Genomic DNA, 25,587 nt, shown 5'->3' with positions numbered 1-25,587 from the left:
ATATGGGATGGCTGCCACGTCCCTCAACGAGAGGATCCGATGTGGTGAGCAAGCGCTTCACCGCCGGTGCCGTCGCGAGCGCAGCGGCACTGGCACTTACGGTCACCGGGGTCATGGGGCCGGCGAACGCCGAGCCGACCGCCGAGAACCGGGAATTCACCGTCGTCGCGGAGTCGGGGGTCTCCGCCGACGCGGCGATCGCCGCCATCACCGCCGCCGGCGGAACCGTGTTGTCCCGTACCGACGAGGTCGGCCTGTTCCAGGTCACCAGCGCGCGGGCCGACTTCGCCAGCCGGGCGACCGCGAGCGCGGCCCTGCTCGGCGCGGCCGCGAAGAAGGCGATCGGCAGCAAGCCGAAGCTCGACCGGGTCGAGCAGGAACACCTCCTCGCGCAGGCCAAGGCGAAGGCCAAGGGTGCGCAGGCCCGGCGGGGCAAGAAGATGGACCCGCTGGACGACAAGCTGTGGGGTCTGGACATGATCCGGGCCGACCGGGCCCGCAAGGTGGAGCCGGGGGACCGCCGGGTCACCGTCGGGGTCCTGGACACCGGCCTCGACGCCAGCAACCCCGACCTCGCGCCGAACTTCAGCTGGTCGTTGTCGCGCAACTTCGCCCGGGACATCCCCGAGGTCGACGGCGAGTGCGAGGTCGCCGGCTGCCTCGACCCGGTCGGCACCGACGACGGCGGCCACGGCACGCACGTCGCCGGCACCATCGGCGCGGCCGCAAACGGCTTCGGCCTCTCCGGCGTCGCCCCGAACGTCACCCTGGTCGAGCTGAAGGCCGGCCAGGACTCCGGCTACTTCTTCCTCGACCCGGTCGTCAACGGTCTGGTGCACGCGGGCCGGGTCGGCCTGGACGTGGTGAACATGTCCTTCTACGTCGACCCGTGGCTCTACAACTGCACGGCCAACCCGGCCGACTCGCCGCAGGCGCAGGCCGAGCAGCGGGCGACCATCGCGGCCATGAAGCGGGCGCTCGAGTTCGCCCACCGCAAGGGCGTCACCCTGGTCGGCTCGCTCGGCAACAACCACGAGGACCTGGCGGCCCCGCGTACGGACATCTCCAGCCCCGACTACGGCAGCGACCCGTACCCGAGGCCGATCGACAACGCGAGCTGCTGGGACCTGCCCGTGGAGGGCCCGCACGTGATCGGCGTGTCCTCGGTCGGCCCGTCGGGCAAGAAGGCCGACTACTCGAACTACGGCACCGAGCAGATCTCGGTCGCCGCGCCGGGCGGCTGGTTCCGTGACGGGTTCGGCACCGACACCTACCTTCTCGACTCGAACATGATCCTCTCCAGCTACCCGAAGCACGTGCTCCAGGAGGAGGGGTCGGTCGACGAGAACGGCAACATCGTCGCCGGCTTCGAGGAGACGGTGTTCAAGCAGTGCAAGGCCAACGGCGACTGCGGCTACTACACCTATCTCCAGGGCACCTCGATGGCGTCGCCGCACGTCAGCGGCGTCGCCGCGCTGATCGTCAGCAAGTACGGCAAGGTGACCCGTGGCGGCCTGGGCATGGCCCCGGCGAAGGTGGAGCGGCAGCTCTACCGGACCGCCGCGGAGCACGCCTGCCCGGAGCCGCGCCTGCAGACCTACACCAACGAGGGTCGCAGCGCCGAGTTCAACGCGTACTGCGCGGGCGACTCGACGTTCAACGGCTTCTACGGCTACGGGATCATCGACGCGTACGCCGCGGTGACCACCCGAATGTGACCACCGGCAGCACCGGGCGGGGCTCGGGCGACCACGGTCGCCCGGGCCCCGCGACTGCTGGCGGGGACGGCCGGCGGTGGGGCGGCACTGCGCACCCGGGCTGGTCAAGGCGCTGGGTGGGGATCTCGGTGAACGCGGCGGCGTGGTCGGTGGCCCACTGACGGAACGTTCGCGGTGGTGTTCCGAGGACGTCGGAGACCGTGGAGGTGACGTGTGCCGGGTGGCCCAAGGTGGCGTTCCACGCGGCCAGGAGCATGTCCACCACCGGGCGCGTAGCTGCCGGGGCCTGGTGCCGGAAGTCGTCGGGTGACAGTTCCTCGAACGTGATCGGGCGGCCCAGGGCGTCGCCGATGATGTCCACCTGTTCGGCCTGACTGAGCGACTCGGGGCCGGTCAGGACGTAGTCGCCCCCGGCATGCCCGTCCTCGCCGAGGATCCGCGCGATGACCTGGGCCACGTCCCGATCGTCGACCGGGGCCGTCTCGGCCGCGCCGTACGGCCACCGGATCACGCCGTCGGCACGGATCGCGGCGGCCCACCAGAGCAGGGCGTTCGACGCGAACATCCCCGGCCGGACGATGGTCGAGTCCAGCCCGGTGGCCGCGATGAGCCGCTCGATCTCGGCATGCAGCGCCGCCATCGGGTTCGGTTGCCGGAAGAACGGGTGCGGGGTCCGGTGTGGTGCGGAGAGGTAGACGACCCGCTGCGCGTGGGTGGCCAGCCGATCGACGACGGCGGCCGCGGTCCGCGGCGGGGCGGTCCAGACCAGGAAGACCGTGTCGACGGCACGCAGCGCGGCGTCGAGCGATTCGGGCACGGTCAGATCGCCGGTGACGATCTCGACGCCGGCGGGCAGCCCCGCCGCCGACCCGGGGCGGCGTACGAGGGCACGGACCGGCACGCCCGCGTCGGTCAGCAGGCCGACCACGGCCTCCCCGATCCGGCCGGTCGCGCCGGTGACGAGCACCGGAGACCTTCCTGCCGACGTCATCGCGTCCCTGCCAACGTGGCCGGACAGGGGGAGGGCACCCGTGAGTTCCATGGCTTCCATGAAATCGTTACCGAGTCAAAAAAGCAACTCGGTAACGAATGTTACCGTGGGGGAGTGATCGAACCGGTCGGGCTGCGGGCCCGCAAGAAGGTGCGGACGCGGGACGCGATCGCCGACGCGGCCATCTCGCTCTTCCTGGCGCGCGGGTTCGACCAGGTGTCGGTCTCCGACGTCGCCGCGACGGCGGAGGTGTCGAAACCGACCCTGTTCCGCTACTTCGCGACCAAGGAAGACCTGGTCCTGCACCGCTTCGCGGACCACAACGGTGAGGCCGCACGCGTCGTACGCGACCGCCGGACCGGCATCGGGCCGCTGACAGCGCTGCACCGACACTTCCGAGCCGGTCTCGATCGCTTCGAGCCGGTCACCGGCCTCAACGATCACCCCGAGGTGGTGGCGTTCCACCGGCTGGTGTTCACCACCCCCAGCCTGGCGGCGCGGCTCACGCGGTACACGCTCGACGACGAGGAGGCCCTGGCCGCCGTCCTCGGCCCGGATATCGAGGCCCGACTGCAAGCCGCCCAGGTGATCGCGGTTCACCGCGTGCTGGCCCGGACCAACTGGCAGAAGATCGCCGACGGGAGAACCGCCCGCGCTGTGCAACCGGAGGCGGTCGCCGACGCGGACCGGGCGTTCATTCAACTGCGCCACGGGATGGACGGCCCTTAGCGGAGTGGGGGCCCCGAATTCTCGCGCCGGCACGATCGCCCCGCCGTCGCCCGCGTGGCTGCCGCCCTCGCTCGCCGTGGTCCACGCCGGTCACGGACGCCGTGGTCCACGCCGGTCACGGACGCCGTGGTCCACGCCGGTCACGGACGCCGTGGTCCACGCCGGTCACCCCCGCGGTGGTCACCGGCGCCAGCCTCGGCGGGCCAGGGCGGCCTGGACCTCCCGCACCAGCGAGGGGAAGTCGTGCCGGAGGCGACGGCTGGTCACGTGCAGCACGAGCCATCCCGCACCGACGAGCTGGTTGAGCCGTTGTCGGTCCCGGTGCAGTTGCTCGTCGTCGGCGTGCCAGCGGCCGTCGTACTCGATTGCGACGCGGAACTCGGGCCAGGCCAGATCGGGGTGCAGGACGAGCCCCGACGCCAGCCGCACCGGGTGCTGGGCGACCGGGCGGGGGAGCCCGGCGAGGACCAGCCGAACCCGCAACTCGGACTCCGGCGGTGACTGCGCGCCGGGGTCGGCCAGGTCGAATACCCACCGCGCCCGCCGCCCGCCCGGCCGCTCCGCATGGCTGGCGGCGATCGCGGCCAAGGCGTCCCGGCTGGTCAGCTTCTCGCGGAGCAGACTGTCGACGATCCCGACGGCGCGGCAGGTCTCCAGCCAGGCGGCCGTCTCCCAGGCCGCCGTCGTGGGGTCGGTACGCGGCAGCGCCCACGCCGGCACCGCCACCGCGATGGGGGCGGTGACCGCGATGGGGTCTGGGACCGGGGCCGTTGTCGGAACCGCCGTCGAAACCGGTGCGAGCTCGGTGAGGGCGAGGCCACCTGACCTCTGCGCGATTCCCGGGCCGGCCGTCCCGCCCGGCGATGAGGTTGCCGGGCCGATGGGGGCCGGGACGGTGGAGCGCGGCGGGCCGGTGGGTCGCGGTGGGGTGAGGGCAGGCGACTGGGCGGTGGGTCGCGGTGGGGTGAGGGCGGGCGGCTGGGCGGGGAGCAGGTCGGTCAGGTGCGCGCGGAGCCCTTGTTGGCTGCGCAGCCCGGCCGCGCGCGGGCTGGCCACGTGCACCTCGTCGGAGAACTCGGCGGCGTGCTCGATCCCGTGCAGCAGCGCCGCCGAGGGGCCGGCGATCAGCGCGCCGGGAGGCAGTTGCAGGGAGGCCGCTCGACAGGCGAGCACGTGATCCAGCTCGAGGCGCGAGTCGGCGTAGATGTCGCGGCGCAGGTTGACCCAGGCCGAACTGCGTAGCCGGTGCCTGGTGATCAGGCCCGACCGGATTGCGTCGGAGGCACGGAAGACCTGCCAGGCGAGGGCGGAGGGGCGTTCGGGACGTCGAGGCATGTGCCCAGGCTGGCGGGTACCGGAGCGCCTTCGACACCCCTGTGGACAACCGCGCGGCCGGCCCGCTCGGTCGCCTGTGGATAAACCGCTCCGAGGCTTCCCGCTGTGGTATTGGCTGATCAACTCGCCTGCCGCCTAGCACCTCGGGCGGGATGCGTGTCGCTTGGCGTGCGGTGGTCGGGCGGGGCGACCGGCCGGGCAGGGCGACCAGTCAGGGGGAGGGCGGTCGCAATGTGCGGTAAGTGGTGGCCTGACGGGCGCGGGAAGCCCCAATGTGCCGCACATGAAGTCGATCATGAGCCGCTCGACGCGGAGCGCGAGTGGGATGGCTCAGGAGGAGAGGGCCGTCGCGACGGCGGTGGCCGCCGCCAGCACCTGCTCGCCCGCCGCTTTCGGGTCCAGCGGGGCCAGTGCCACCACCCCGACGCTCGCCTCCAGGCCCGGCACGCCGAGCACCGGCGCGGCCACCCCGTACGCGCCGGGTTGCAGCTCGCCGCTGGTGCCCACCGGGCCGGCGGCGCCCGTGCGGCCGGCGAGGATGGCTCGGCCGGCGGCCCCCCGGTCCAGGGGGTGCCGGGTCCCGGTCCGGTAGGCGACGTGGAACGACGTCCAGCTCGGCTCCACCACCACGAGGGCGACGCCCTCGCCGCCCTCCACCACGGTGAGGTGAGCCGTCGCGCCGGCCTGTTCGGCGAGTCGGCGCAGGGCGGGCAGGGCCCCCTCCGCGAGCAGCGGTTGGGCCCGCCGGGCCAGGTGCAGCACCCCCACGCCGAGGCGGAGCCGGCCGTCGCCGTCGCGTCGTACCATGCCGTGCCCGCTCAGCGCCCCGACCAGTCGGTAGACGGCCGCGCGGCCGATGCCCAGCCGGTTCGCCGCCTCGGTGACGGTCAGCCCCATCGGGGCGTCGGCGACGAGGTGCAGCAGCCGTAGCCCGCGGTCCAGGGTCTGGGCCGTCTCACCCCCGCGCGCCCCGCCGCCGGCGTGCTCCGTCGTGCCGTCCTGCCGCTGCGCCGCCTCATCCACGAGGGGCAGCGTACGACCCCGGCACCGGGCGGCCCGGGGACGCGTGGACGGCTACCCTTGTGAGGTGACGCTACGGCTGTATGACACCGCCACCCGATCGGTGCGGGACTTCGTCCCGCGGGAAGCCGGCAAGGTGGGGGTCTACCTGTGTGGCCTCACCCTCCAGGGGCCTCCACACATCGGCCATCTTCGATCAGGTGTCAACTACGACGTGCTGCGCCGCTGGCTGCTGGCCAAGGGGTTCGAGGTCCGGTTCATCCGCAACCTCACCGACATCGACGACAAGATCCTGGTCAAGGCCGTCGAGCAGGGCCGGCCGTTCTGGTCCATCGCGTACGCCAACGAGCGGGCGCTGGCCGACGCCTACCAGGCGCTCAACGTGCTGCCGCCGACGTACGAGCCGAGGGCCACCGGGCACGTCCCGGAGATGCACGAGCTGATCGCGAAGCTGATCGACGCCGGGCACGCCTACCCGTCCGGCGACGGCTCCGGCGACGTCTACTTCGACGTGGCCTCCTGGCCGGCGTACGGGGCGCTCTCGGGCCAGTCGCCCGACGCGATGCAGGCCGCCGACGACGCCCCGGAGCGGGGCAAGCGCGACCCGCGCGACTTCGCCCTCTGGAAGGGCGTCAAGCCCGACGAGCCGGCGGACGCGTACTGGCCCTCGCCGTGGGGGCGGGGGCGGCCCGGCTGGCACATCGAGTGCTCGGCGATGTGCTGGCGCTACCTGGGCGCCGAGTTCGACATCCACGGCGGCGGGCTCGACCTGATCTTTCCGCACCACGAGAACGAGGTCGCCCAGTCGCAGGCCGCCGGCCTGCCGTTCGCCCGCTACTGGGTGCACCACGGCCTGCTCGGCATCGGCGGCGCGAAGATGGGCAAGTCGGCCGGGAACGCCCTCGGCCTGGCGTACGTCGCGTCGCTCGGGGTGCGCCCGATCGAGCTTCGCTACTACTACGCGGCGGCGCACTACCGGTCGCTGCTCGACTACACCGAGGACTCGCTGCGCGAGTGGGCGACCGGCTTCCGGCGGATCGAGGGGTTCGTCCAGCGGGCCGCCGAGCGGGTGGGCCCGGGTGAGCTCGGGGAGCTGCCGGGTGCCTTCGTCGCCGCCATGGACGACGACCTGAACACCTCGGCCGCCCTCGCGGTGCTCCAGGAGACGATCAGGGCCGGCAACAGCGCCCTGACCACCGGCGACGATGTGACCGTCCGCACGGCGCTCGGCTCCGCGCGGGCGATGCTGGATATCCTCGGGCTCGACCCCCTCGACGAGGCGTGGACCGGCGGCGGGCGCGTGGACGACCTGCGCGACGTGGTGGACACGCTGATCGCGCTGGCCCTGGAGCAGCGCGCGCAGGCCCGGTCCCGCAAGGACTGGGCGGCGGCGGACGCCGTCCGCGACCAGCTCAACCAGGCTGGTGTGACGGTCGAGGACACCCCGCAGGGACCCCGTTGGACTATTGGAGAGCAGGACTGATGGCCGGCAACTCGCAGCGCCGTGGCCGGCGACTGACGCCGAAGGCGGGCGCCCCGAAGGGCACCGGAGGCAAGAACAAGGACTCCCTCGCGGGCCGGGGCAAGACCCTGCCCGCCGACGAGCGCCCCTGGCACAAGGCGTACTCGGGCACCGAGAAGCTGCCCCAGCGCACCGCCTGGAAGCAGGACAAGGAGCGCCGGGCGGCGACCGAGGAGGGGCGCGCCCCCAAGATCGGCAAGCCGGGCAGCAAGGACACCACCTGGGGCAAGGGTGGCGGCCGGGGCGTGCCGGGCGGCCGGGGCGCCGCCCCCGGCGGCCGGGGCAGCGGTGGCGGTCGGGGCGGCCCGGCCGGGCGCACCGGTCCCCGGGTCGCGCCGGGGCGCAAGTCCAACCCGTCGAAGGACAGCCCCGAGCTGCTGGTCGGGCGTAACCCGGTGCTGGAGTCGCTGCGCACCGGAGTGCCGGCGACCGCGCTCTACCTCGCCCAGGGCATCGACGCCGACGACCGGATCAACGAGATCACCCGCACCGCCGCCGACCGGGGCATCGCCATCCTGGAGATCAGCCGCAACGAGCTGGACCGGATGACCGGCGGGGTGCTGCACCAGGGCGTCGGCCTCCAGGTGCCCCCGTTCGCGTACGAGTCGTTCGACGACCTGATCGCCGCGTCGCTGGAGCAGGCCGCCCCGCTGCTGGTCGCGCTGGACGGCGTCACGGACCCGCGCAACCTCGGCGCGGTGATCCGCTCCGCCGCCGCGTTCGGCGCGCAGGGTGTCTTCGTACCGGAGCGGCGGGCGGCCGGGATCACCGCGACCGCCTGGCGGACCAGCGCCGGCGCGGCCGCGCGGGTGCCCGTCGCCCAGGTCACCAACCTGACCCGGTCGCTGAAGGCCTGCAAGGACGCCGGCTTCATGGTCGTCGGTCTGGACGCCGACGGCGAAACCGACCTGTACGACCTGGAGGCGGCCGTCGGCCCGCTGGTCGTGGTGGTCGGCTCCGAGGGGCGCGGGCTGTCCCGGCTGGTCGGCGAGACCTGCGACCTGACCGTCAACATCCCGATGGTCTCCGAGGTGGAGTCGCTCAACGCCAGCGTCGCCGCCGCGGTGGCCCTCGCCGAGGTGTCCCGCCGCCGGGCCGTCGAGGGCTGAGGCGGAGACAGAGACGACGAAGGGGTGCCCACCGCGCGCGGTGGGCACCCCTTCTTGTCGTACGTCAGATCCGCTTGCCGCTGGTGGCGTTGAAGACGTGGGTACGGTCGGCGCGCGGCTTGACGAACACGGTGTCACCCATGTTCGGCATGGTGCGCCGGTCGGTGCGGACCACGAAGCGCTCGTTCTGGCCCTCGAGCGCGGCGTGGCCGTAGACGTTCGCGTCCGAGCCGAGGTCCTCGACCAGCTCGACCACGACCGGCATGCCGCCCTCGCTCGGGCTCACCATGTCGCAGTCCTCCGGGCGGAAGCCCACGGTGACCTTGCCGTCGCCGCCCTCGGCGCGGGCCGCCTCGATCTGCTCGCGGGTCAGCGGGATGTTCAGCTCGGCGAACGCGGCGCCCTGCTCGGTGAGCTGGACGGTCTTGATGTTCATGGCCGGGGAGCCCATGAAGCCGGCGACGAAGACGTTGGCCGGGGTGTCGTAGAGCGCCCGGGGGGTGTCCACCTGCTGGAGCACGCCGTCGAGCATGACCGCCACCCGGTGACCCATGGTCATGGCCTCGACCTGGTCGTGGGTGACGTAGACCGTGGTGATGCCGAGGTTGGCCTGCAGCGACGCGATCTGGGTACGGGTCTGCACGCGCAGCTTGGCGTCGAGGTTCGACAGCGGCTCGTCCATGAGGAAGACCTGGGGCTCGCGGACGATCGCCCGGCCCATCGCGACCCGCTGGCGCTGACCGCCGGAGAGGGCCTTCGGCTTGCGGTTGAGGAACTCCTCCAGCTGGAGCAGCCCGGCCGCCTCCTTGACCCGCCGGTCGATCTCGGACTTGGGGGTCTTGCGCAGCTTCAGCGCGAACGCCATGTTCTCGTACACCGACATGTGCGGGTAGAGGGCGTAGTTCTGGAAGACCATCGCGATGTCGCGGGCCTTCGGGGGCAGGTGGGTGACGTCCCGGTCGTCGATGTAGATCGCGCCGTCGTCGACGTCCTCCAGCCCGGCGAGCATGCGCAGGCTGGTGGACTTGCCGCAGCCGGACGGGCCGACCAGGACGAGGAACTCCCCGTCGCCGATCTCCAGGTCGAGCTGGTTCACTGCGGGCCGCTCGGTGCCCGCGTAGATGCGGGACGCCTTCGCGTAGGTGACCGTAGCCATGGTGGAGCGCTTCCTTTCACCGGCAGGAACGTGCCGGACGATCCGAGTGAAGGAGCGACCGGCGTCGGTGTGACGCCGGCCATCGGACGACACCGCAGGCAGCGTTGGCCGCCGGAGGCGTCATCCGTGTCACTGCACCGTAAACGGGTTTTCCTCGCGTGCCAAGACGCGCGCCAAGACGAAAGAAGCTGGGACGGGTCGGACGGCATGGGCATACCGGGCAGTCGGGCACAGCCGGGCATCAATCTCCGCGCGGTAGCGCTCAGCGGCCGGCGAGCGGCCGCCGCCGGGGTCGGCAAATTGGCGTTTTCCGTGCTCGGAGGGCCTGCCGAGGGACAAGTCCCGAGGTCCGTCGCTTATGCTGGCCACGCACGATGCGCCCCTGTAGCTCAGCTGGCCAGAGCACTCGCCTTGTAAGCGAGATGTCGCCGGTTCGATCCCGGCCGGGGGCTCCACTGTTTCCACAAGGCGGTTCCGGCGCGACCCGGTGACCTGTCCACGGTCGCGGGTGGCGCGGGCTGGTTAGCATCGTGCCTTCCGACCCCGCGCGAGGTGACGATGGCGAGCCGCCTGCTCTTCCTGGCCCGGCACGGCGAGCAGGACCTGCCGCCCGACGCGCTGGACGACCCGCCGGAGGTCGGCCTCTCCGCCCGGGGGCGCCGACAGGCGGCGCTGCTCGGCGAGCGGCTGGCCGGGGTGCCGTTCGCCGCCGTCCACCACGGGCCGCTGCCCCGGGCCGCCGAGACGGCCGCGCTGGTCACCCGGTCACTGCCCACGGTCCCGGTGTACGCCACCGAGCTGGCCGGCGACCACCTGCCGCACGACACCGACCCGGCCGGCCTGCCTGCGGCGTACGCCAGGATGCTGGCCGGGTTCTCGCCGGCCGAGCGGGTCGACGGGCCGCGACTGACGGCGGCGGCCGTCGCCCGCTTCGCCGCCGCCCCGGCCGAGGGCGACGACCGGGTGCTGGTGGTCACGCACACGTTCCTGATCGGCTGGCTGGTCCGGCACGCGCTGGACGCCCCGCCCGCGCGCTGGCTGGGGCTCAACCACCACAACGCGGGGCTCACGGTGATCCGCTACAGCTCCGCCGGCCCGCCGGTCCTGGTCGCCGTCAACGACGTGGCGCACCTGCCGGCGGAGCTGCGCGGCACCGGGCTGCCCCCGGACTACCGCTGGTGAGCTGCGCCGCCGGTCAGCGCGACAGCAGCCGCGCCCCCGGTCAGCCGGACGACGGCCGCACGACCGTTCAGTGGGACGACAGGCGCACGACCGCCTTGGCGAGGGCGCGGGCGGACTGCGGGTTCTGACCGGTGACGAGGTTGCCGTCGACGACGACGTGCTCGGTGAAGTCCGGCGCGGTGACGTGGGTGGCGCCGGCCTCGGTGAGCCGGTCGGCGAGCAGGAAGGGGACGTGCTCGGTCAGGCCGACCGCCGCCTCCTCGGTGTTGGTGAAGCCGGCCACCCGCCGGCCGGCGATCAGGTTCCGCCCGTCGGGGAGCTTGAGGTCGACCAGGGCGGCGGGGCCGTGGCAGACGGCGGCGACCACGCCGCCGCGCTCGTGGATCGAGACGGCGATCCGGGCCAGGTCGGGGTTGCCCGGGAAGTCCCACATCGTGCCGTGGCCGCCCGCGAAGACGATCACGTCGTAGCCGGCCGGGTCGACGTCGGCGGCCCGCGCGGTGTGCTCGACGCCGGCGGTGGCGAGGAAGTCGTTCTGGGTCTTGTCGTTCTCGTCGCGGCCGTCGACGGGCGGCTCGCCGCCGGCCACCGAGACGAGGTCGACCTCCCAGCCGGCGGCGCGGAACTCCTCCCACGGCTCGGCGGCCTCGCCGACGTAGTAGCCGGTCTCGCGGCCGGTGTCGCCGAGCTGGCGGTGACTGGTCAGGGCGATGAGGGCACGTGTCATGCGTTCCATGCTGCCGCCGGGGCCGGGAAGGGGCCAATAGGCGAAGGACACACCCGGAATGGGATTACCGGGTTGGCGGGCCTCGCCGGGCGGGCCGCCCGCCGCGCCTCGATCCGCTCCGCCCCACGTCTGGCAGCCGCGCTCAGGGCCGCACGGCGGCGTCGACCACGAGCGCGGCCAGCTCGGCGGCGGCCGGCGACGGCGCGCCCTGCGGCGGGCACTCGGTCCAGTCGACCGTGGCGCCGCCGACGGTCAGCCGGTACGCGAACGCGTCGGAGCAGCGGCCGTCGGCGTCGTCGGCGCGCTTCGCGGTGAGGCCGGGATCGGCGGCGAGTCGTCGCAGCCGGTCCAGTGCCGTCGCGTCGAGCTGGCCGGTGCGTCGGGTGCCGGCCCGGTCGACCGCCGTCCACCGGCCGTCCGGGATGACGGTGACCGTGTCGTCGCGCCCGGCGAATCCGCCCGAGCGGCGCAGCACCACCAGGGCGTCGGGGGACGCCTCCGTCGGGTCGGTGGCAGCGGGGGTGGCGGCGGTCGTCCCCGCAGCGGTGGTCGGCCCGGCCGACGCCGTGGCGGCGGCGGTGGACGACGGGCCGGGGATGGTCGGCGACGGCGTGGGCGTGGCGGGGCCCTCGGCGGCGCAGCCGCTCGCCAGCGCCAGCAGGGTGAGGGTCAGGGCGGCGCGCAGGGGAGTCCGACTCATGTTCGTCGGACGTGTCCGGACTCCGCCCGGTTCCGTCACCTTGGCCTGATCAACCTTTCGGTCAGTGTTCGGGTCTGGAAGGGGCTGGTCCCTTCCCCTTTCGTTGAACGATCACTATATCTACATGCGTGACTATCCTCGTCACACATTCTCGCCAGGAGGGCACGTGAAGAAATCCCTCGCCGCTGCCAGCGCAGCGCTGCTGACCGGCGGCCTGCTCACCTGCGTCGCCACCACGGCGCAAGCAGCAGCCCCCACCGCCCCCGCTCCCGACCGCGCCGACTCCGTCCTGCGCAGCAACCCCGGCACCGTCCAGGGTTCCGACGCCGAGACGTACCAGGCGGTCCGGACGAAGGTGGACGCCGACGGCGCGTCGCACACCCGCTACAACCGGACGTACCACGGCCTGCGCGTCTACGGCGGTGACTTCGTCATCCACGCCAAGGCGAACGGCGAGTACGCCGGGGCGTCGGTGGGCCTCGCGGCCCCGCTGACCCTCGGAACCAGCGCGAAGGTCACCGCGGCCAGCGCCAAGGAAGCCGCGGCCAAGGAGTTCTCCGGCTCCCTCACCGCCGTGGGCGCACCGGAGCTCTTCGTCGACGCCACCTCCGGCAAGGGCCGGCTGGCCTGGGAGACGGTCGCCTCCGGCTGGAAGGCCGACAAGCAGACCCCCTCCAAGCTGCACGTCATCACCGACGCCGTCACCGGCAAGGTGATCGGCTCGTACGACGAGATCCACTCGGTCGCGGGCACCGGCACCGGCATCTACACCGGCGCGGTCAGCATCGACACCACGCAGTCCGGCTCGACGTACAACATGATCGACCCGGTGCGCGGCAACGGCCGCACCTGCGACATGAACAACGGCACGTCGACCTGCACCACCTTCACCGACGCCGACAACGCGTGGGGCACCGGCGCGAACTCCAACCGCCAGTCCGCCGCCGTCGACGCCCACTTCGGTGCCGCCAAGACGTTCGACTACTTCAAGAACGTGCACGGCCGCAACGGCATCTTCGGCAACGGCAACGGCGTGCCGAGCCGGGTGCACTACGGCAACAACTACATCAACGCGTTCTGGGACGGCGCGCAGATGACCTACGGCGACGGCTCGAGCAACTCCCGCCCGCTGGTCTCCCTCGACGTGGCCGGCCACGAGATGAGCCACGGCGTCACCGAGGCCACCGCCGACCTGACCTACTCCGGCGAGTCCGGCGGCCTGAACGAGTCCACCAGCGACATCTTCGGCAACATGGTGGAGTTCTACGCCAACGCGCCCAGCGACCCGGGTGACTACCAGGTCGGCGAGAAGATCAACATCAACGGCAACAACACGCCGCTGCGCTACATGTACAACCCGTCGCTGGACGGCTCGTCCGACTCCTGCTGGTCGACCAGCACGAAGAACAAGGACGTGCACTACTCCTCCGGCGTGGGCAACCACTTCTTCTTCAACCTCGCCGAGGGCACCGGCGCCACCGCGTACGGCACCTCGACGCCGTGCGGCTCCGCCCCCGCGGTGACCGGCATCGGCCGGGCCAAGGCCGAGAAGATCTGGTTCCGGGCCCTGGACACCTACTTCACCTCCAACACGTCGTACGTCAACACCACGACCCCGGCGAACACCGCCCGCGCCTACAGCCTCAAGGCGGCCACCGACCTGTACGGCAACTGCTCCACCGAGTACAAGGCCGTCCAGGCGTCCTGGACCTCGGTGAACGTGGCCGGCAGCGACGCGCCCTGCTCGTCGACCGGCAACGACTTCTCCGTCGCGCTCTCGCCGACCTCCGGCTCGGTGACCGCCGGCGGCTCCGCCACCACCACCGTTTCCACCGCCACCACCAGTGGCACCGCGCAGACCGTGACGTTCTCCGCGTCCGGCCTGCCGAGCGGCGCGACCGCGTCGTTCAGCCCGGCCTCGGTGACCTCGGGCGCCTCATCGACCCTCACCATCGCCACCACGACCGCCGCCGCGTCGGGCACCTACACCGTCACGATCACCGGCACCGGCACCGGCGGGACCAAGACGGCGACCTACACGCTGACCGTCAACGGCACCGGCGGCTGCACCGGCGCAGGCCAGAAGCTCGGTAACTCCGGCTTCGAGTCCGGCAACACGGTGTGGACGGCCAGCTCCGGCGTCATCGGCCAGCACGGCACCACCCAGCCCGCCCGCACCGGCACCTACAGCGCCTGGCTGAACGGCGTCGGCAGCACCAACACCGAGACGCTCTCCCAGTCGGTGACCCTGCCGGCGAGCTGCACCACGTACAACTTCAGTTTCTGGCTGCACATCGACACGGCCGAGACGACCACCAGCACCCAGTACGACAAGCTCTCGGTGCAGGTGCTCAACTCGTCCGGGACGGTGCTGGCGACCCTGGCCACCTACTCGAACCTGAACAAGGCCACCGGGTACAGCCAGAAGTCGTTCTCGCTGGCCTCGTACAAGGGGCAGACCGTCACCCTGAAGTTCACCGGCACGGAGGACTTCTCGCTGAAGACCTCCTTCGTGGTCGACGACACCGCGCTCAACGTCTCCTGACGTAGTCGTACCGTCGCCGGGCCCGGCGGCCACCCCTCGCGGGTGGTCGTCGGGCCCGCGGGCGTTATCGTCGCCGTACCGACCGCGCCGCGCCCTCCATCGGGGCACCGGCCGGGCGGGCCTCGGTCGGCGGCGGCCGACCGGGCCGGCGAGGCGAGCGAGGTGGTGGCGGTGTCCGACGCGGAGCTGACCGTCGAGGTGACCGGCCCGGTGGCCACGGTCGTGATCTCCAACCCGGCCCGGCGCAACGCGCTGACCCCCGCGATGTGGCGGCAGTTGCCGCTGCTGCTGGACCGACTGGAGGCGGACCCCCGGGTCCGGGCGCTGGTGCTCACCGGTGCCGCCGGCACCTTCTGCGCCGGGGCGGACCTGGGCGACCTCGACGAGCTGCTGGAGGCCGGGGACGCCAGCATCGCGGTGGCGGCCGAGGAACGGCTCGCCGCCTTCGGCCGACCCACCGTCGCCGCGATCTCCGGTGCCTGCGTCGGGGGCGGTTGCCAGCTCGCGGTCGCCTGCGACCTGCGCCTCGCCGCCGCCGATGCCCGGTTCGGGGTGCCGCCGGCCCGCCTGGGCCTGGTCTACCCGGCCCCCACCACCCGCCGGCTGGCCCGGCTGGTCGGGCCGTCCGCCGCGAAGCACCTGCTCTTCACCGCCGAGTTGATCGACGCCGGGCGGGCCCTGCGGATCGGCCTGGTCGACGAGGTGTTGCCGCCCGACGACCTCGCCGCCCGGGTCGGGGCGGTCACCGCCACGATCGCCGAGCGCTCCCGGCTCACGGTCGCCGCCGCGAAGGAGATCGTCGACGAGCGGGCCGACGCGGATCGGATCGCCTGGTGGCACGGGCAGGTCCGGGAGAGCGGCGAGGCCCGCGAGGGAGTCGCGGCGGCCAACGAGCGCCGCCCGCCCCGATTCGACTGGACCCCGCCCACCCGGTGAGGGCCGTCGGTCTCCCGGTGAGTCCCGCCCGGGACTCCGCGATCCGGTGAGGGCCCCGCCCACCCGGTGAGGGCCCTGCCCATCCGGTGAGGGCCCCGCCCATCCGGTGAGGGCCCTGCCGATCCCGGTCGGAGGCGCGGCAGCGCGGTGGGGCCGGCGGGTGCCGCGCCCGGGCGTGCCCCTGACGCGGCCCCCCGTACCCGCCGGCCGGTCCGTCGTCGCCCCGTGGACGCGCCATCCCGGAATGGCGTGATCACCTTAGGGCGGGGGCGACGAGGACGGCAACGCATTTCGATTCGTCGTCGGACGCGTCGGACGCGTAGGACTCGTCGGGCTGGTCGGGCTCGACGGACCGGCATGGCGCTGTCGGCGGGCGCGGGCGGCGGCGCGGGCATCGGCCAGCGGGCGGTCCACCCGCTCGGCCATCCGTACGATCAACTCGCCCTCCAGCAGCGGCCGGTTCACCTCCCCGGCAACCGTCAGGGCCGGCCCGGAGACCGACCGCCAGATCGCGGTCAGCCCGGCACCCAGGCCCACCAGGGCGACGGCCGCGCGGACGGTGGGGGAGCCGGCCGCCGCAGCGGCGCTCACCCCGACCACCGCGAGGAGCACCACCAGCAGCGGGGCCAGCACCGGCCAGAAGACGCCCCGCGCGGCCTGGACGACCAGCCTGCGGTCCCGGATGATCACGTTCCGGGCCACCACGGCGTAGTCCTCCTCGTCGAGCAGGTCCCTCGGGTGCAGGCCACCGGTCAGTACGCCGCGCCACACATCGCCCTGGTTGCGCAGCTCACGGGCCAACTCGGTGAGGCCGGCCTCGTCCGGGTCGCCCACCCCGGCCCGGGTGACCGCCTCGGTCCAGGCCCGCAACGACCGACGGACCACCGCAGCCGAGTACGGCGGCAGGACGCCGGACAGCTCGGTGAGCCAACGACCGATCTCCAACTGCCGGCCGGCGAAGCGCCACGGCACCTGCCCGGCATCGCCGTGCCGGACCGTGTCGGCCAAAGAGCGGCCGAGCCGGTAGGCCATCCCGACCCGGTGATCGGTCGCCATCGTCCAGCGCAGCACGTCCATGTTCAGGTCGTCCAGGGCGAGCAGCAGGGGGACCGCCCCGGCCGGCAGCGCCGCGCGGGCGGCGGCGGTGTCCGGCGCGACCCGGCCCGGCGGTGCCGGCGCGCTCCCGGCGCCGTGACCGGGCTCGGCGAGCTGGGTCAGCGCCACGTCGATCCCGTCGAGGTACATGCGCAGCCGCCCCGAGGCGGACATCTCGGTGAAGTTGGTCAGCTTGGCCGGCGGTCGTTCGGGGCGCGGCGCGTCGGTCGGCAGGTCGGCCGTCCGCGCGTGGTGGTACGCGTCGGCCAACCACCAGCCGAGCCGCAGCGCCGTCACTACGCGGGCCCGCACGTCGCGGACCAGCCCGTAACCGCCCTCGTCCCGCCCGCCGAGCCCGCCACCGTCGCCGTCGTCGCGCCGCCCGCCGAGGCCACCGCCACCGGTGTCCCGCCCGCCGACAATGCCGGTGTCCCGGCCGTCGAGCGCGTCGTCGGCCGGTGGTCGGTCGACCGGCCCCCGCCGGTGCGCTGTCGACACCCCGTCTGACCTCCCGTGCCGGCGGTCGCCGGCGTCGTGGGCGTCAATCGAGCGTAGAACAACCTTAACCGTTTTGTGACCATTTGCCGCTCCCCGTGCCCCTCCGCACCCGGCAAGATCCGCGCATCTTCGGGGAAGATGCTGGGTGAAACACCGATCGAGGCAGCATCTTCGGGGAAGATGCGCGGATCTCGGCCCCGGGGAGGGCAGCCCGGGAGGGGTGCCCCGGGAGGGTGGGGGCGGGGTCAGCGGCGGCGGGGGGCCAGCAGGCCGTGGGGGCGGATCGAGCGGAGGGGCTCGGTTGCGCCGCCGCTGGCGCGCAGGATGTGGTTCGCCGCGATGATGCCGGTCGCCGCCGAGCGTTCCATCAACGCACTCGGGAAGTCGGTCCGGATGCCGTCGCCGGCCAGGTAGAGCCCGGCGGCGTCGGTGCGTACCCCCGGGCGGCCGGCGTGGCTGCCCGGGGCGAACGCGGGGGCGCGCGCCTCGACCCGGGCGCGCACTTCGCGCACCCGCAGCCGGGCCGCCTCCGGCCAGAGCGTCACCAGCTCGGCGCGCATCCGCTCGGCCAGCTCCTCGGCCGGCACGCCCTCGTCGCAGGCGTACGCGTGCAGCTCCAGCACCGATCCGCCGGTGCGCCGCGCCCACCGGCGCGACTCGTTCTCCAGCCGGTGGTAGAGCGTCACCGAGTCCAGCGTGGGCTGCCGGGACACGCCGTTGAAGACCGCCCGGCCCGGGTCGACGTCGCCGTCGCACCAGTATCGAGCCACCGCGTACGGCGGGCCGGGGGTGCCGAACGTCGGCATGGCCGCCACCAGCTCCGGGGCGGCCCCGGCCAGCACCGGTGAGGCCGCGACGAGGGCGGCCAGCGCCGGCGGGTCCACCGCGAGCACCACGTGCTCCGCCGAGTGTGCGGTGCCGTCGGCGGCGCCCACCCGCCACCCGTCCGGGCCCCGGTCCAGCCGGGTGGCGGCGGCCCCGGTGAGCACCCGCCCGCCGTGCCGCTCCAGGTGCCGGGCCAGCGGGGCCCAGATCGCCGTGGCGTAGTCCTCGTCCGGGCAGTCGAAGGCCAGCCCCTCCGGGTTGCCGAGCAGGTAGAAGTGGAACTGGGCGATCATCTCCGCCGCCGACATCTCCGCCTCGTGGTTGAAGAACGAGTGCGAGAAGACCTCGAAGAGCATCGCGCGGGCCCGGTCCGGCAGCCGCAGCGAGGTGAGCAGATCGTCGGCGGTGACCTGGTCGAACTCGGCGTACGTGCGCTCCGGGTGGTAGGTGAGCAACGGCAGCGCGGCGTCGCGGTCCATCCCGCGCAGGTCGGTCAGGCGCAGGCTCGGGCTGCGCAGCAGCAGGGCCAGCAGGTTCACCGGCGCGGCCGGCGGCAGCCTGCCGAACTCCTCGGTGGGCCACCGCTCGCTGAGCACCGGGTAACCCGGGACGGGCTTGAGGAAGCCCAGCTTCGGATCGATGCGGCGCAGGATCGAGCGCCAGTTGTAGTACTGCCGGAAGAACGCGTGGAAGCCGTGCTCGTTGACCTGGACGCCGTCGGCCAGCGCCTCCGGCCACGCGCCCAACCGGCCGCCGAGGGTGGGCGCGGCCTCCAGCACCGTCACCCGGACCCCGCGCTCGGCGAGGACCACCGCCGCCGACATGCCGGCGATCCCGCCGCCGACCACCACCGCCTCCGTCGGGCGCGGCACCCGGGGGGCGCCACCGCCGCCGGGCTCCAGCAGATGCTCGCGTACGCCGACGAACCGGCCCAGAACCCGTGACAGCGCCATGCGGACCAGTCTGCCCGAGGTGGCGGGAGTGGCGCAGCGGGCGCGCTGCTCAGGGCGGGAGGACTCGGCGGGCCCGGTCGGAGGGCGGCCAGACGTACTCCAAATCCGGGTCGAGGTCGTCGTCGGCGAAGAGCGGGCGGTAGTGCTCCGGGGCCTTGCGTCTCAGCGAGGCGCGGTGGCTGCGGTGCAGGTCGTCGCGGCCCAGCCAGGGCGGCAGCTCGCCGGCGGTGGCCAGCTCCGCCTGGGTCCGTACCACGGTGACGCCGCAGGCGGCGGCGAGGTCGGTGAGCAGCGTCGCCGCGCAGGTGTCCGCCCGGCCCGGCTCGCACCACACCGCGCAGACGTCGAGGCCGTAGCGGACCAGCGCCTCCTCGTACCCGGCCCACATCTTGACCGCCGGGTGGTTGCGCCAGCCGTACCCCGGCCGGGTCAGGCCCCGCAGCACCTGGATGACCTCCACCCGCTGCTTGCCGAGCCGCTTGACGTCCAGCACCCGGGCGGTGGCCAGGAAGTCCGGGTACGGCAGGAACGTCTGCATGCCCCGCTCTACCCGCCCCGGGACGCGACATGCCCTCATGATCACGGGGCTGCGGGGCCTTTCGACCGCTGACTACGATGCGACGCATGGCCGACCCCCTGCGTGAGCGCGCCCGCCGCGCGGCCGGGTGGCGGCTGCGGATGAACGGGGAGGCCGGCCCGCACTACGTCGTCTGCGGGTCCGACCCGCTGGCGTACTGGGTGGTGCGGGCGTTGCTGGCCACCGAGGTGGACTCCGGCCGGATCCGGATCACCCTGGTGGTGCCCGAGCGCCGCCGCTCCGACGGCCCCGACGGCCGGGACGTCGGCGGCATCCAGGTGGTCCGCGCCGACCGCCTCGACGAGGAGACGTTCCGCCGGGCCGGCCTGGCGGGCGCGGACGGGCTGGCCCTGCTGCACCAGGACGACGTGGGGAACATGCACGCCGCGCTCTGCGCCCGCGAGGTCGAGCCCCGGCTGCGACTGGTGGTGCGGATGTTCAACACCAGCCTCGCCAACGGGGTGCGGCAGCTCTTCCCCGACTCGGCGGTGCTCTCCGACGCCTCGATGGCGGCCCCGGCGTTCGTGGCCGCCGCGCTCGGCGAGGTCGCCCCGACCCACTTCCGGCACGGCGGGCGCACCCTCTACGTGGCCCGCCGCGCCGACGTACGCCCGGAGAGCGTGCTCTGCGGGGTGGCCGACACCCGCGATCCGAACCGCCACCGGGTCCTGCCCACCGACGAGGCGACCGCCGACGTGGTGCTCGCCGAGGCGACCGGGCAGCCGCCCGGCACCGAGCTGGCCGCCCGTCGCCTGGTCCGCGCCCGACGCCGCCGCCGGCCGCTGGCGGTGCTGCTGCGGGCGGTGCGCAGCTTCGCCACCCGCAAGATCGGTGTCGCGGTGCTGGTGCTGCTCGCGGTCATCGCGGCGCTCGGCTGGCTCAACGCCCGCGCGGCCGACGTCAACTGGGGTGACGCGCTCTACCTCACCCTGGTCACCACGCTCACCGGCGAGGACCCGGACGTCAACAAGCCCGTCGCCGCGCAGGTCATGCAGGTGGTGCTCAACCTGGCCGGGCTGGCGCTGCTGCCGCTGATCACCGCCGTGGTGGTTGACGGGGTGGTCAACGCCCGGCTGGCCCTGCACGCCGGCCGGATCCAGCCCCACCGGTCGGGGCACGTCGTGGTCGTCGGGCTGGGCAACATCGGCACCCGGGTGATGGCCCAGCTGCACGACTTCGGCGTCGAGGTGGTGGCCATCGACAAGACCCCCGACGCGCGGGGCGCGTCGCTGGCCCACCGGCTCGGGGTGCCCGTGGTGGTCGGCGACGCGGCCCTGGAGGAGACGCTGCGCTCCGCCTCGGTCGAGACCTGCCAGGCCCTCGTCGTGGCCTCCACCGACGACGGCGTCAACCTGCGGGCCGCGCTGAACGCCCGTGGCCTCGCCCCGGAGCTGCGGGTGGTGCTGCGGCTCTTCGACGGCGACTTCGCCGAACGCATCCAGAAGGCGTTCGGCATCGGCATCTCGCGCAGCGTGTCGTACCTCGCCGCGCCCTCCTTCGCCGCCGCCCTGCTGGACCGCGCGGTGATCGCCACCATCCCGGTGGGCCGGCACGCGCTGCTGGTCACCGAGGTCCCGGTGGCGGCCGGCTCGGCGCTGGACGGCCGCCCGCTGGCCGCCGTGGCCCACCCCGGCGAGGTACGCCTGCTGGCGCACACCCGCCCCGGCCAGAAGGCCGACTGGTCCGCCGACCCCCGCCTGGTGATCACCGCCGGCGACCGGCTGACCGTGATGGCCCGCCGGGCCGGGCTGACCGCCCTGCTCCGGGAGACCACCCCGCCCGACCCGTCCCCCGACGCGCCCGCCGGTCCCTAGGGCCGGGAGGCGAAGAGCGCGGGCCGGTCCCAGCCGGCCAGCCGGCGCGGCAGCGGCACGTCGTCCCACGGCACCCGGTGCAGCAGCCGGTCCAGGAGCAGCCCGAGCAGCAGCCCGGCGACCGAGTCGGTGAGCCAGTGCCAGCCCAGGTACGTGGTGGTGCTGAACACCACGATGGGCGGGACCAGGCGGACCACGGTGACCAGTGCGGGCGGCACGGCCCGACGGAAGGTCGCCAGCAGCGGTGGCAGCAGCAGCGCGATGACCCCGTACCAGATGATCGTGTTGGCGACGTGCCCCGACGGGTACGACTGGGCGAAGCGCAGCGGCAGGTCGTCCTGGAACAGGGGCAGGGTGGCCTCGGCGGGCAGGAACGGCTCCTTGACGGCGGCGCTCGGCGCGGGCCGGGCGGTCCAGACCTTCAGCGGGCCGATGGTGAGATAGGTGAACACGAAGGCCAGCGCCGGCGGCAGCACCGGGCGCACCGAGCGCACCCGGACGGCCAACAGCACCCCCATGCCCAGCGCGATCAGGGTCAACGGGGTGCCCTGGCCCAGGTAGTTGAGGACCACCGCCACCCAGTGCGCCGCCGTCGGCCGGTGCGCCTGCGCCCAGTCGGCCACCGCCCGGTCGAGGCCGAAGAGCCGGTCGGCGGCGAGCGCGGCCGTCAGGCCGATCAGGGCGGCGAGCAGCAGCGCGTCGCACCACCAGCCGGCCGGTCGTACCGCCCTGAGCTGCGCTTTCCGCCGTACCGTCTGGGTCTGCCGCACGCGACCACGCTACCGGGCGGGCAAAGTTCGGGTTGTGGGGCGAACCACGAAGGGAAGCTTTCGGCCGGGTGAGCCGTCATGCTGGTCGGCGTGCGGATCACCTCTGCCCTCGTGGACCCGGCGCTGCTCGACCTTCCATGGTCGACCCCGCTGGAGCAGTGGCCTGCCGAACACCTGGTGGCGCTGCCGCAGGGCATCTCCCGGCACATCGTCCGGTTCGTCCGGCTCGGCGGGCACGTCTATGCCTTCAAGGAGACCCGCGAGCGGATCGCCGAGCGGGAGTACGACCTGCTCCGGGCGCTGGAGCGGATCGACTTCCCCTCGGTGGAGGCGGTGGCCATCGTCGCCGACCGGCAGAGCGGCGACGGGGAGCCGCTGGAGTCGGTGCTGATCACCCGGCACCTGCAGTTCTCCCTGCCGTACCGGGCGCTCTTCTCCCGCACCCTGCGCCCGGAGACGATGGGCCGGCTGCTCGACGCGCTGGCCGCCCTGATCGTCCGGATGCACCTGACCGGCTTCTTCTGGGGCGACTGCTCGCTGTCGAACACCCTGTTCCGCCGGGACGCCGGGGCGTTCGCCGCCTACCTGGTGGACGCGGAGACCGGGGCGCTGCACAACTCGCTCTCCAATGGCCAGCGCGGCGAGGACCTGGAGATCGCCCGGGTCAACATCTTCGGCGAGGCGCTCGACCTCCAGGCCGCCGGACTGCTGCACGACTCGATCGACCCCGAGGTGGTGTGCGAGGAGGTCGTCCAGCGCTACGAACGGCTCTGGCACGAGATCACCTACGAGCAGCAGGTCGAGCGGGAGGCCCGCCACGACGTCGAGGGCCGCATCCGCCGCCTCAACGAGTTGGGCTTCGACGTGGCCGAGGTGGCCATGTCCACGATCGACGACGGGCGGTACCTGGTCCGGCCGAAGGTGGTCGACGCCGGCCACCACCACCGCCGGCTGATCCGGCTGACCGGCCTCGACGCCGAGGAGAACCAGGCCCGGAAGCTCCTCAACGACCTGGACGCGTACCGGGCGGAGAGCGACCTGACCGACGAGCAGCAGGCCGCCCACCGCTGGCTGACCGAGGTCTTCGAGCCGGTGGTCCGGGCGGTGCCGGCGCACCTGCGTCGCAAACTGGAGCCGCAGGAACTCTTCACGCAGATCATCGAGCACAAGTGGCTGCTCTCCGAGCGGGCCCGCCGGGACGTCGGCATGGGCCCGGCGGTGCAGTCGTTCCTCGCCGACGTGCTGGTGCACCGCCCGGACGAACAGGCCGTGCTCGGCGTCGAGGTCGACGACCTCGGCTGACGCCCCCCGGTCGGGCGCCGACCGAGGCGGGTCACTCCACCCAGGAGCCGCCGCGCATCACCCGGACCAGGTTCAGGTCGTCGTCGAGGACGACCAGGTCGGCGCGGAGCCCCACCTGGAGCGCGCCGACCCGGTCGCCGAGGCCGATGGCGCGGGCCGGCGTGGTGGCCACCATCCGGCAGGCGTCGGTCATCGGGATGCCGGCGTGCACGGCGTTGCGCAGGGCGACGTCCATGGTGAGGGTGCTGCCGGCGATCGCGCCGCCTGCGGCCAGCCGGGCCACCCCGGCGGCGACGGTGACGGCCTGGCCGCCCAACTCGTACCCGCCGTCGGGCATGCCGGCGGCGGCCATCGCATCGGTGATCAGGGCGGTGCGTTCGGGCCCGGCGGTCGAGGTGGCGAAGGTGAGCATCCCGTCGTGCAGGTGTACCCCGTCGGCGACCAGTTCGCAGACCACGTTCGGGGCGGCCAGCAGCGCGACGACCGGGCCCGGCTCGCGGTGGTGCACCGGGCGCATCCCGTTGAACAGGTGGGTGCCGACGCTCGCGCCGGCCGCCACCGCGGCGCGGGTCTGGTCGTACGTCGCGTCGGTGTGCCCGATCGCGGCGACGACCCGGTGGGCGGTGAGCAGCTTGATCGCCTCCAGCGCGCCGTCGCGCTCCGGGGCCAGGGTGACCATCCGCACCACGCCCCCGCCCAGCTCGATGAGCGCGGCCAGCTCGTCGGTGGAGGGGTCGCGGAGGAACTCGGGGTTCTGCGCGCCGCAGCGGGCCGAGGAGAGGTACGGCCCCTCGAAGTGGACGCCCGCCAGCACGCCTTCCTCGACCAGTGGCCGGAACGCGGCGGTGGCGTCGCGCATCAGCTCGAAGGGCGAGCTGACCAGGCTGGCCAGCAGCGTGGTACTGCCGTGCCCCAGGTGGAACGCCGCCGCCGCGCGGGCGGAGTCGACGTCGCCGGTGGTGAAGGTGTGCCCGCCCCCACCGTGGGTGTGCATGTCCACGAAGCCCGGCACGATCCAGTGGCCGTCGCGCGCCGTCGGGTACTCGGCGACGGCGGTGATCCGGTCGTCGTCGATCTCCACGCAGCCCTGCCGGACCACGCCGGTGGGGGTCACCACCTTGCCGTTTACCCGAAGAGCCATCATTTCTCCAGATTGTCGAGGGCGAGCAGGGCGGCGCCGAGGCAGCCGGCCTCGTCGCCGAGGGCCGCCGCGACGACCCGCGGCTCCCGGTGGAAGGTCATCCGCTCGTGCAGCGCCGCGCGCAGCGGGTCCAGCAGGTGCGCGCCGGCCTGGGCCAGGCCGCCGCCGACGACGATCGTCTGCACGTCGAAGAGCGCCTGGCCGGTGGCCAGCCCGTCGGCCAACGCCTCGACGGCCTCCCGCCAGACCTGGGCGGCCTCCGGCTCGCCGGCGACCGCCCGCTCGACCACCTGCGCGGCGCTGGCGGGGGTGCCGGTCAGCTCCGCGTACCGGCGGGCGATCGCCGAGGCCGAGGCCACCGCCTCCAGGCAGCCGGGGCGTCCGCAGCCGCAGCGCGGGCCGCCGGGGCGTACCAGGATGTGGCCGATCTCCCCGGCGGCGCCGTGCGCGCCGGCGGTGGCCGACCCGTCGACCATGTGCGCGGCGGCGATGCCGGTGCCGATGGCGACGAAGAGCACGTGCGCGGTGCCCCGGCCCGCGCCGAGCCGGGCCTCGGCCAGGCCGCCGGCGCGCACGTCGTGGCCGAGCGCCGTGGGCAGCCCGAGCCGCGCCACCGCCAGGTCCCGCAGCGGTACGTCCCGGAAGCCGACGTTGGCCGACCAGAGCGCCACCCCGGCGGCGGAGTCGACGACGCCGGGCACGGCGATGCCGACGGCCACCGGGGCGAGGCCGTCGGCGCGGGCCTTCGCGGCCAGCCCCTCGGCGACGTCCAGGACGGTCCCGACCACCGCGTCCGGGCCACGGCCCGCGTCGGTGCGGTGCCGCTCGGCGTGCACCACGCTGCCGTCCGGGCGGACCAGGGCGCACTTCATCCCGGTGCCGCCGACGTCCAGCGCGACGACGACGTCGGCCGGGCCCGTCCGGGCACCTCGGGGCGCTGGG

21 protein-coding genes and 1 tRNA gene are annotated in these 25,587 nt (G+C 73.7%); 10 read left to right on the top strand and 12 right to left on the bottom strand.

All coding sequences use genetic code 11. The features are described 5' to 3' along the window. The first annotated feature begins 44 nt into the window (after window positions 1-44). Complete coding sequence (locus tag ACLQ2V_RS03190) at window positions 45-1,718, top strand: S8 family serine peptidase (protein ID WP_425716789.1); 1,674 nt, start codon at window positions 45-47, stop codon at window positions 1,716-1,718. Here ACLQ2V_RS03190 and ACLQ2V_RS03185 read toward each other — a convergent pair. Then, a complete protein-coding gene (locus tag ACLQ2V_RS03185; protein ID WP_425716788.1) occupies window positions 1,681-2,709 on the bottom strand; it encodes an NAD(P)H-binding protein in 1,029 nt (342 codons plus the stop codon). The two genes, ACLQ2V_RS03190 and ACLQ2V_RS03185, sit on opposite strands and share 38 nt — an antisense overlap. 15 nt (window positions 2,710-2,724) lie before the next feature. On the opposite strand from ACLQ2V_RS03185, the gene ACLQ2V_RS03180 reads away from it, so the two are divergent. Continuing rightward, the gene (locus ACLQ2V_RS03180) at window positions 2,725-3,438 is read left to right on the top strand and encodes a TetR/AcrR family transcriptional regulator (RefSeq protein ID WP_425716787.1); all 714 of its coding nucleotides are present in this window, start codon (window positions 2,725-2,727) and stop codon (window positions 3,436-3,438) included. A 180-nt stretch (window positions 3,439-3,618) separates the two neighbouring features. On the opposite strand, the gene ACLQ2V_RS03175 is transcribed toward ACLQ2V_RS03180, so the two are convergent. Then, window positions 3,619-4,773 (bottom strand): hypothetical protein, encoded by a 1,155-nt coding sequence (locus ACLQ2V_RS03175; RefSeq protein ID WP_425716786.1) that lies wholly within the window; start codon window positions 4,771-4,773, stop codon window positions 3,619-3,621. 330 nt (window positions 4,774-5,103) lie between these two features. Further along, on the bottom strand, window positions 5,104-5,796 hold the full coding sequence (locus tag ACLQ2V_RS03170; protein WP_425716785.1) for an IclR family transcriptional regulator: 693 nt from the start codon (window positions 5,794-5,796) through the stop codon (window positions 5,104-5,106). A 64-nt stretch (window positions 5,797-5,860) separates the two neighbouring features. Between ACLQ2V_RS03170 and cysS the strand changes: the two genes are divergently transcribed. Next, window positions 5,861-7,276 carry a cysteine--tRNA ligase gene (gene cysS / locus ACLQ2V_RS03165; RefSeq protein WP_425716784.1) on the top strand — a complete coding sequence of 472 codons (1,416 nt, stop codon included), beginning with the start codon at window positions 5,861-5,863 and terminating at the stop codon, window positions 7,274-7,276. Then, window positions 7,276-8,424, top strand: coding sequence for a 23S rRNA (guanosine(2251)-2'-O)-methyltransferase RlmB (rlmB, locus tag ACLQ2V_RS03160; protein ID WP_425716783.1), 1,149 nt, complete (start codon window positions 7,276-7,278; stop codon window positions 8,422-8,424). Before cysS ends, rlmB begins: the two co-directional genes overlap by 1 nt. Window positions 8,425-8,488: 64 nt before the next feature. On the opposite strand, the gene ACLQ2V_RS03155 is transcribed toward rlmB, so the two are convergent. Further along, window positions 8,489-9,580: an ABC transporter ATP-binding protein gene (locus ACLQ2V_RS03155; protein WP_425716782.1), complete on the bottom strand. Its 1,092-nt coding sequence runs from the start codon at window positions 9,578-9,580 to the stop codon at window positions 8,489-8,491. A 378-nt stretch (window positions 9,581-9,958) separates the two neighbouring features. Between ACLQ2V_RS03155 and ACLQ2V_RS03150 the strand changes: the two genes are divergently transcribed. Further along, window positions 9,959-10,035, top strand: a tRNA-Thr gene (locus tag ACLQ2V_RS03150). Between the two features lie 103 nt (window positions 10,036-10,138). Then, complete coding sequence (locus tag ACLQ2V_RS03145) at window positions 10,139-10,762, top strand: histidine phosphatase family protein (protein ID WP_425716781.1); 624 nt, start codon at window positions 10,139-10,141, stop codon at window positions 10,760-10,762. A 67-nt stretch (window positions 10,763-10,829) separates the two neighbouring features. On the opposite strand, the gene ACLQ2V_RS03140 is transcribed toward ACLQ2V_RS03145, so the two are convergent. Further along, complete coding sequence (locus tag ACLQ2V_RS03140; RefSeq protein ID WP_425716780.1) at window positions 10,830-11,489, bottom strand: type 1 glutamine amidotransferase domain-containing protein; 660 nt, start codon at window positions 11,487-11,489, stop codon at window positions 10,830-10,832. Between the two features lie 142 nt (window positions 11,490-11,631). Further along, complete coding sequence (locus ACLQ2V_RS03135) at window positions 11,632-12,189, bottom strand: hypothetical protein (RefSeq protein WP_425716779.1); 558 nt, start codon at window positions 12,187-12,189, stop codon at window positions 11,632-11,634. A 166-nt stretch (window positions 12,190-12,355) separates the two neighbouring features. On the opposite strand from ACLQ2V_RS03135, the gene ACLQ2V_RS03130 reads away from it, so the two are divergent. Continuing rightward, window positions 12,356-14,734 carry a M4 family metallopeptidase gene (locus ACLQ2V_RS03130; RefSeq protein ID WP_425716778.1) on the top strand — a complete coding sequence of 793 codons (2,379 nt, stop codon included), beginning with the start codon at window positions 12,356-12,358 and terminating at the stop codon, window positions 14,732-14,734. 165 nt (window positions 14,735-14,899) lie between these two features. Then, window positions 14,900-15,670, top strand: coding sequence for an enoyl-CoA hydratase/isomerase family protein (locus ACLQ2V_RS03125; RefSeq protein WP_425717000.1), 771 nt, complete (start codon window positions 14,900-14,902; stop codon window positions 15,668-15,670). A gap of 258 nt (window positions 15,671-15,928) precedes the next feature. Here ACLQ2V_RS03125 and ACLQ2V_RS03120 read toward each other — a convergent pair whose 3' ends face one another. From ACLQ2V_RS03120 to ACLQ2V_RS03110, 3 genes are all read right to left on the bottom strand, one after another. Continuing rightward, window positions 15,929-17,263, bottom strand: coding sequence for a hypothetical protein (locus tag ACLQ2V_RS03120; protein ID WP_425716777.1), 1,335 nt, complete (start codon window positions 17,261-17,263; stop codon window positions 15,929-15,931). Between the two features lie 245 nt (window positions 17,264-17,508). After that, the gene (locus ACLQ2V_RS03115; RefSeq protein WP_425716776.1) at window positions 17,509-19,041 is read right to left on the bottom strand and encodes a hydroxysqualene dehydroxylase; all 1,533 of its coding nucleotides are present in this window, start codon (window positions 19,039-19,041) and stop codon (window positions 17,509-17,511) included. A 49-nt stretch (window positions 19,042-19,090) separates the two neighbouring features. Next, on the bottom strand, window positions 19,091-19,579 hold the full coding sequence (locus ACLQ2V_RS03110; protein WP_425716775.1) for an MSMEG_6728 family protein: 489 nt from the start codon (window positions 19,577-19,579) through the stop codon (window positions 19,091-19,093). Window positions 19,580-19,665: 86 nt separating this feature from the next. Between ACLQ2V_RS03110 and ACLQ2V_RS03105 the strand changes: the two genes are divergently transcribed. After that, on the top strand, window positions 19,666-21,432 hold the full coding sequence (locus ACLQ2V_RS03105) for an NAD-binding protein (protein ID WP_425716774.1): 1,767 nt from the start codon (window positions 19,666-19,668) through the stop codon (window positions 21,430-21,432). Here the strand turns inward: ACLQ2V_RS03105 and ACLQ2V_RS03100 are convergent. Further along, complete coding sequence (locus ACLQ2V_RS03100; protein ID WP_425716773.1) at window positions 21,429-22,202, bottom strand: phosphatase PAP2 family protein; 774 nt, start codon at window positions 22,200-22,202, stop codon at window positions 21,429-21,431. The genes ACLQ2V_RS03105 and ACLQ2V_RS03100 overlap by 4 nt on opposite strands. 78 nt (window positions 22,203-22,280) lie before the next feature. Between ACLQ2V_RS03100 and ACLQ2V_RS03095 the strand changes: the two genes are divergently transcribed. Continuing rightward, a complete protein-coding gene (locus tag ACLQ2V_RS03095; RefSeq protein WP_425716772.1) occupies window positions 22,281-23,504 on the top strand; it encodes a DUF4032 domain-containing protein in 1,224 nt (407 codons plus the stop codon). A gap of 31 nt (window positions 23,505-23,535) precedes the next feature. Here ACLQ2V_RS03095 and nagA read toward each other — a convergent pair whose 3' ends face one another. Both nagA and ACLQ2V_RS03085 read right to left on the bottom strand, forming a co-directional pair. After that, the gene (nagA, locus tag ACLQ2V_RS03090) at window positions 23,536-24,645 is read right to left on the bottom strand and encodes an N-acetylglucosamine-6-phosphate deacetylase (RefSeq protein WP_425716771.1); all 1,110 of its coding nucleotides are present in this window, start codon (window positions 24,643-24,645) and stop codon (window positions 23,536-23,538) included. Further along, complete coding sequence (locus ACLQ2V_RS03085) at window positions 24,645-25,517, bottom strand: ROK family protein (RefSeq protein ID WP_425716999.1); 873 nt, start codon at window positions 25,515-25,517, stop codon at window positions 24,645-24,647. Before ACLQ2V_RS03085 ends, nagA begins: the two co-directional genes overlap by 1 nt. Between the last annotated feature and the right edge of the window lie 70 nt (window positions 25,518-25,587).

Origin of the sequence: Micromonospora sp. DT233 (assembly GCF_049841815.1) — a bacterium.
In the GTDB taxonomy this organism is placed as follows: domain Bacteria; phylum Actinomycetota; class Actinomycetes; order Mycobacteriales; family Micromonosporaceae; genus Micromonospora.
This window is presented reverse-complemented; position numbering and strand designations above follow the sequence as displayed.

Excerpts from the sequence above, each read along its gene's own strand:
- rlmB (WP_425716783.1), top strand. The coding sequence starts at position 7,276 with ATGGCCGGCAACTCGCAGCGCCGTGGCCGGCGACTGACGCCGAAGGCG.
- ACLQ2V_RS03175 (WP_425716786.1), bottom strand. The coding sequence starts at position 4,773 with ATGCCTCGACGTCCCGAACGCCCCTCCGCCCTCGCCTGGCAGGTCTTC.
- ACLQ2V_RS03185 (WP_425716788.1), bottom strand. The coding sequence starts at position 2,709 with ATGACGTCGGCAGGAAGGTCTCCGGTGCTCGTCACCGGCGCGACCGGC.
- ACLQ2V_RS03095 (WP_425716772.1), top strand. The coding sequence starts at position 22,281 with ATGCTGGTCGGCGTGCGGATCACCTCTGCCCTCGTGGACCCGGCGCTG.
- ACLQ2V_RS03110 (WP_425716775.1), bottom strand. The coding sequence starts at position 19,579 with ATGCAGACGTTCCTGCCGTACCCGGACTTCCTGGCCACCGCCCGGGTG.
- ACLQ2V_RS03105 (WP_425716774.1), top strand. The coding sequence starts at position 19,666 with ATGGCCGACCCCCTGCGTGAGCGCGCCCGCCGCGCGGCCGGGTGGCGG.
- ACLQ2V_RS03085 (WP_425716999.1), bottom strand. The coding sequence starts at position 25,517 with ATGAAGTGCGCCCTGGTCCGCCCGGACGGCAGCGTGGTGCACGCCGAG.
- nagA (WP_425716771.1), bottom strand. The coding sequence starts at position 24,645 with ATGGCTCTTCGGGTAAACGGCAAGGTGGTGACCCCCACCGGCGTGGTC.
- ACLQ2V_RS03135 (WP_425716779.1), bottom strand. The coding sequence starts at position 12,189 with ATGAGTCGGACTCCCCTGCGCGCCGCCCTGACCCTCACCCTGCTGGCG.
- ACLQ2V_RS03140 (WP_425716780.1), bottom strand. The coding sequence starts at position 11,489 with ATGACACGTGCCCTCATCGCCCTGACCAGTCACCGCCAGCTCGGCGAC.
- ACLQ2V_RS03115 (WP_425716776.1), bottom strand. The coding sequence starts at position 19,041 with ATGGCGCTGTCACGGGTTCTGGGCCGGTTCGTCGGCGTACGCGAGCAT.
- ACLQ2V_RS03155 (WP_425716782.1), bottom strand. The coding sequence starts at position 9,580 with ATGGCTACGGTCACCTACGCGAAGGCGTCCCGCATCTACGCGGGCACC.
- ACLQ2V_RS03145 (WP_425716781.1), top strand. The coding sequence starts at position 10,139 with ATGGCGAGCCGCCTGCTCTTCCTGGCCCGGCACGGCGAGCAGGACCTG.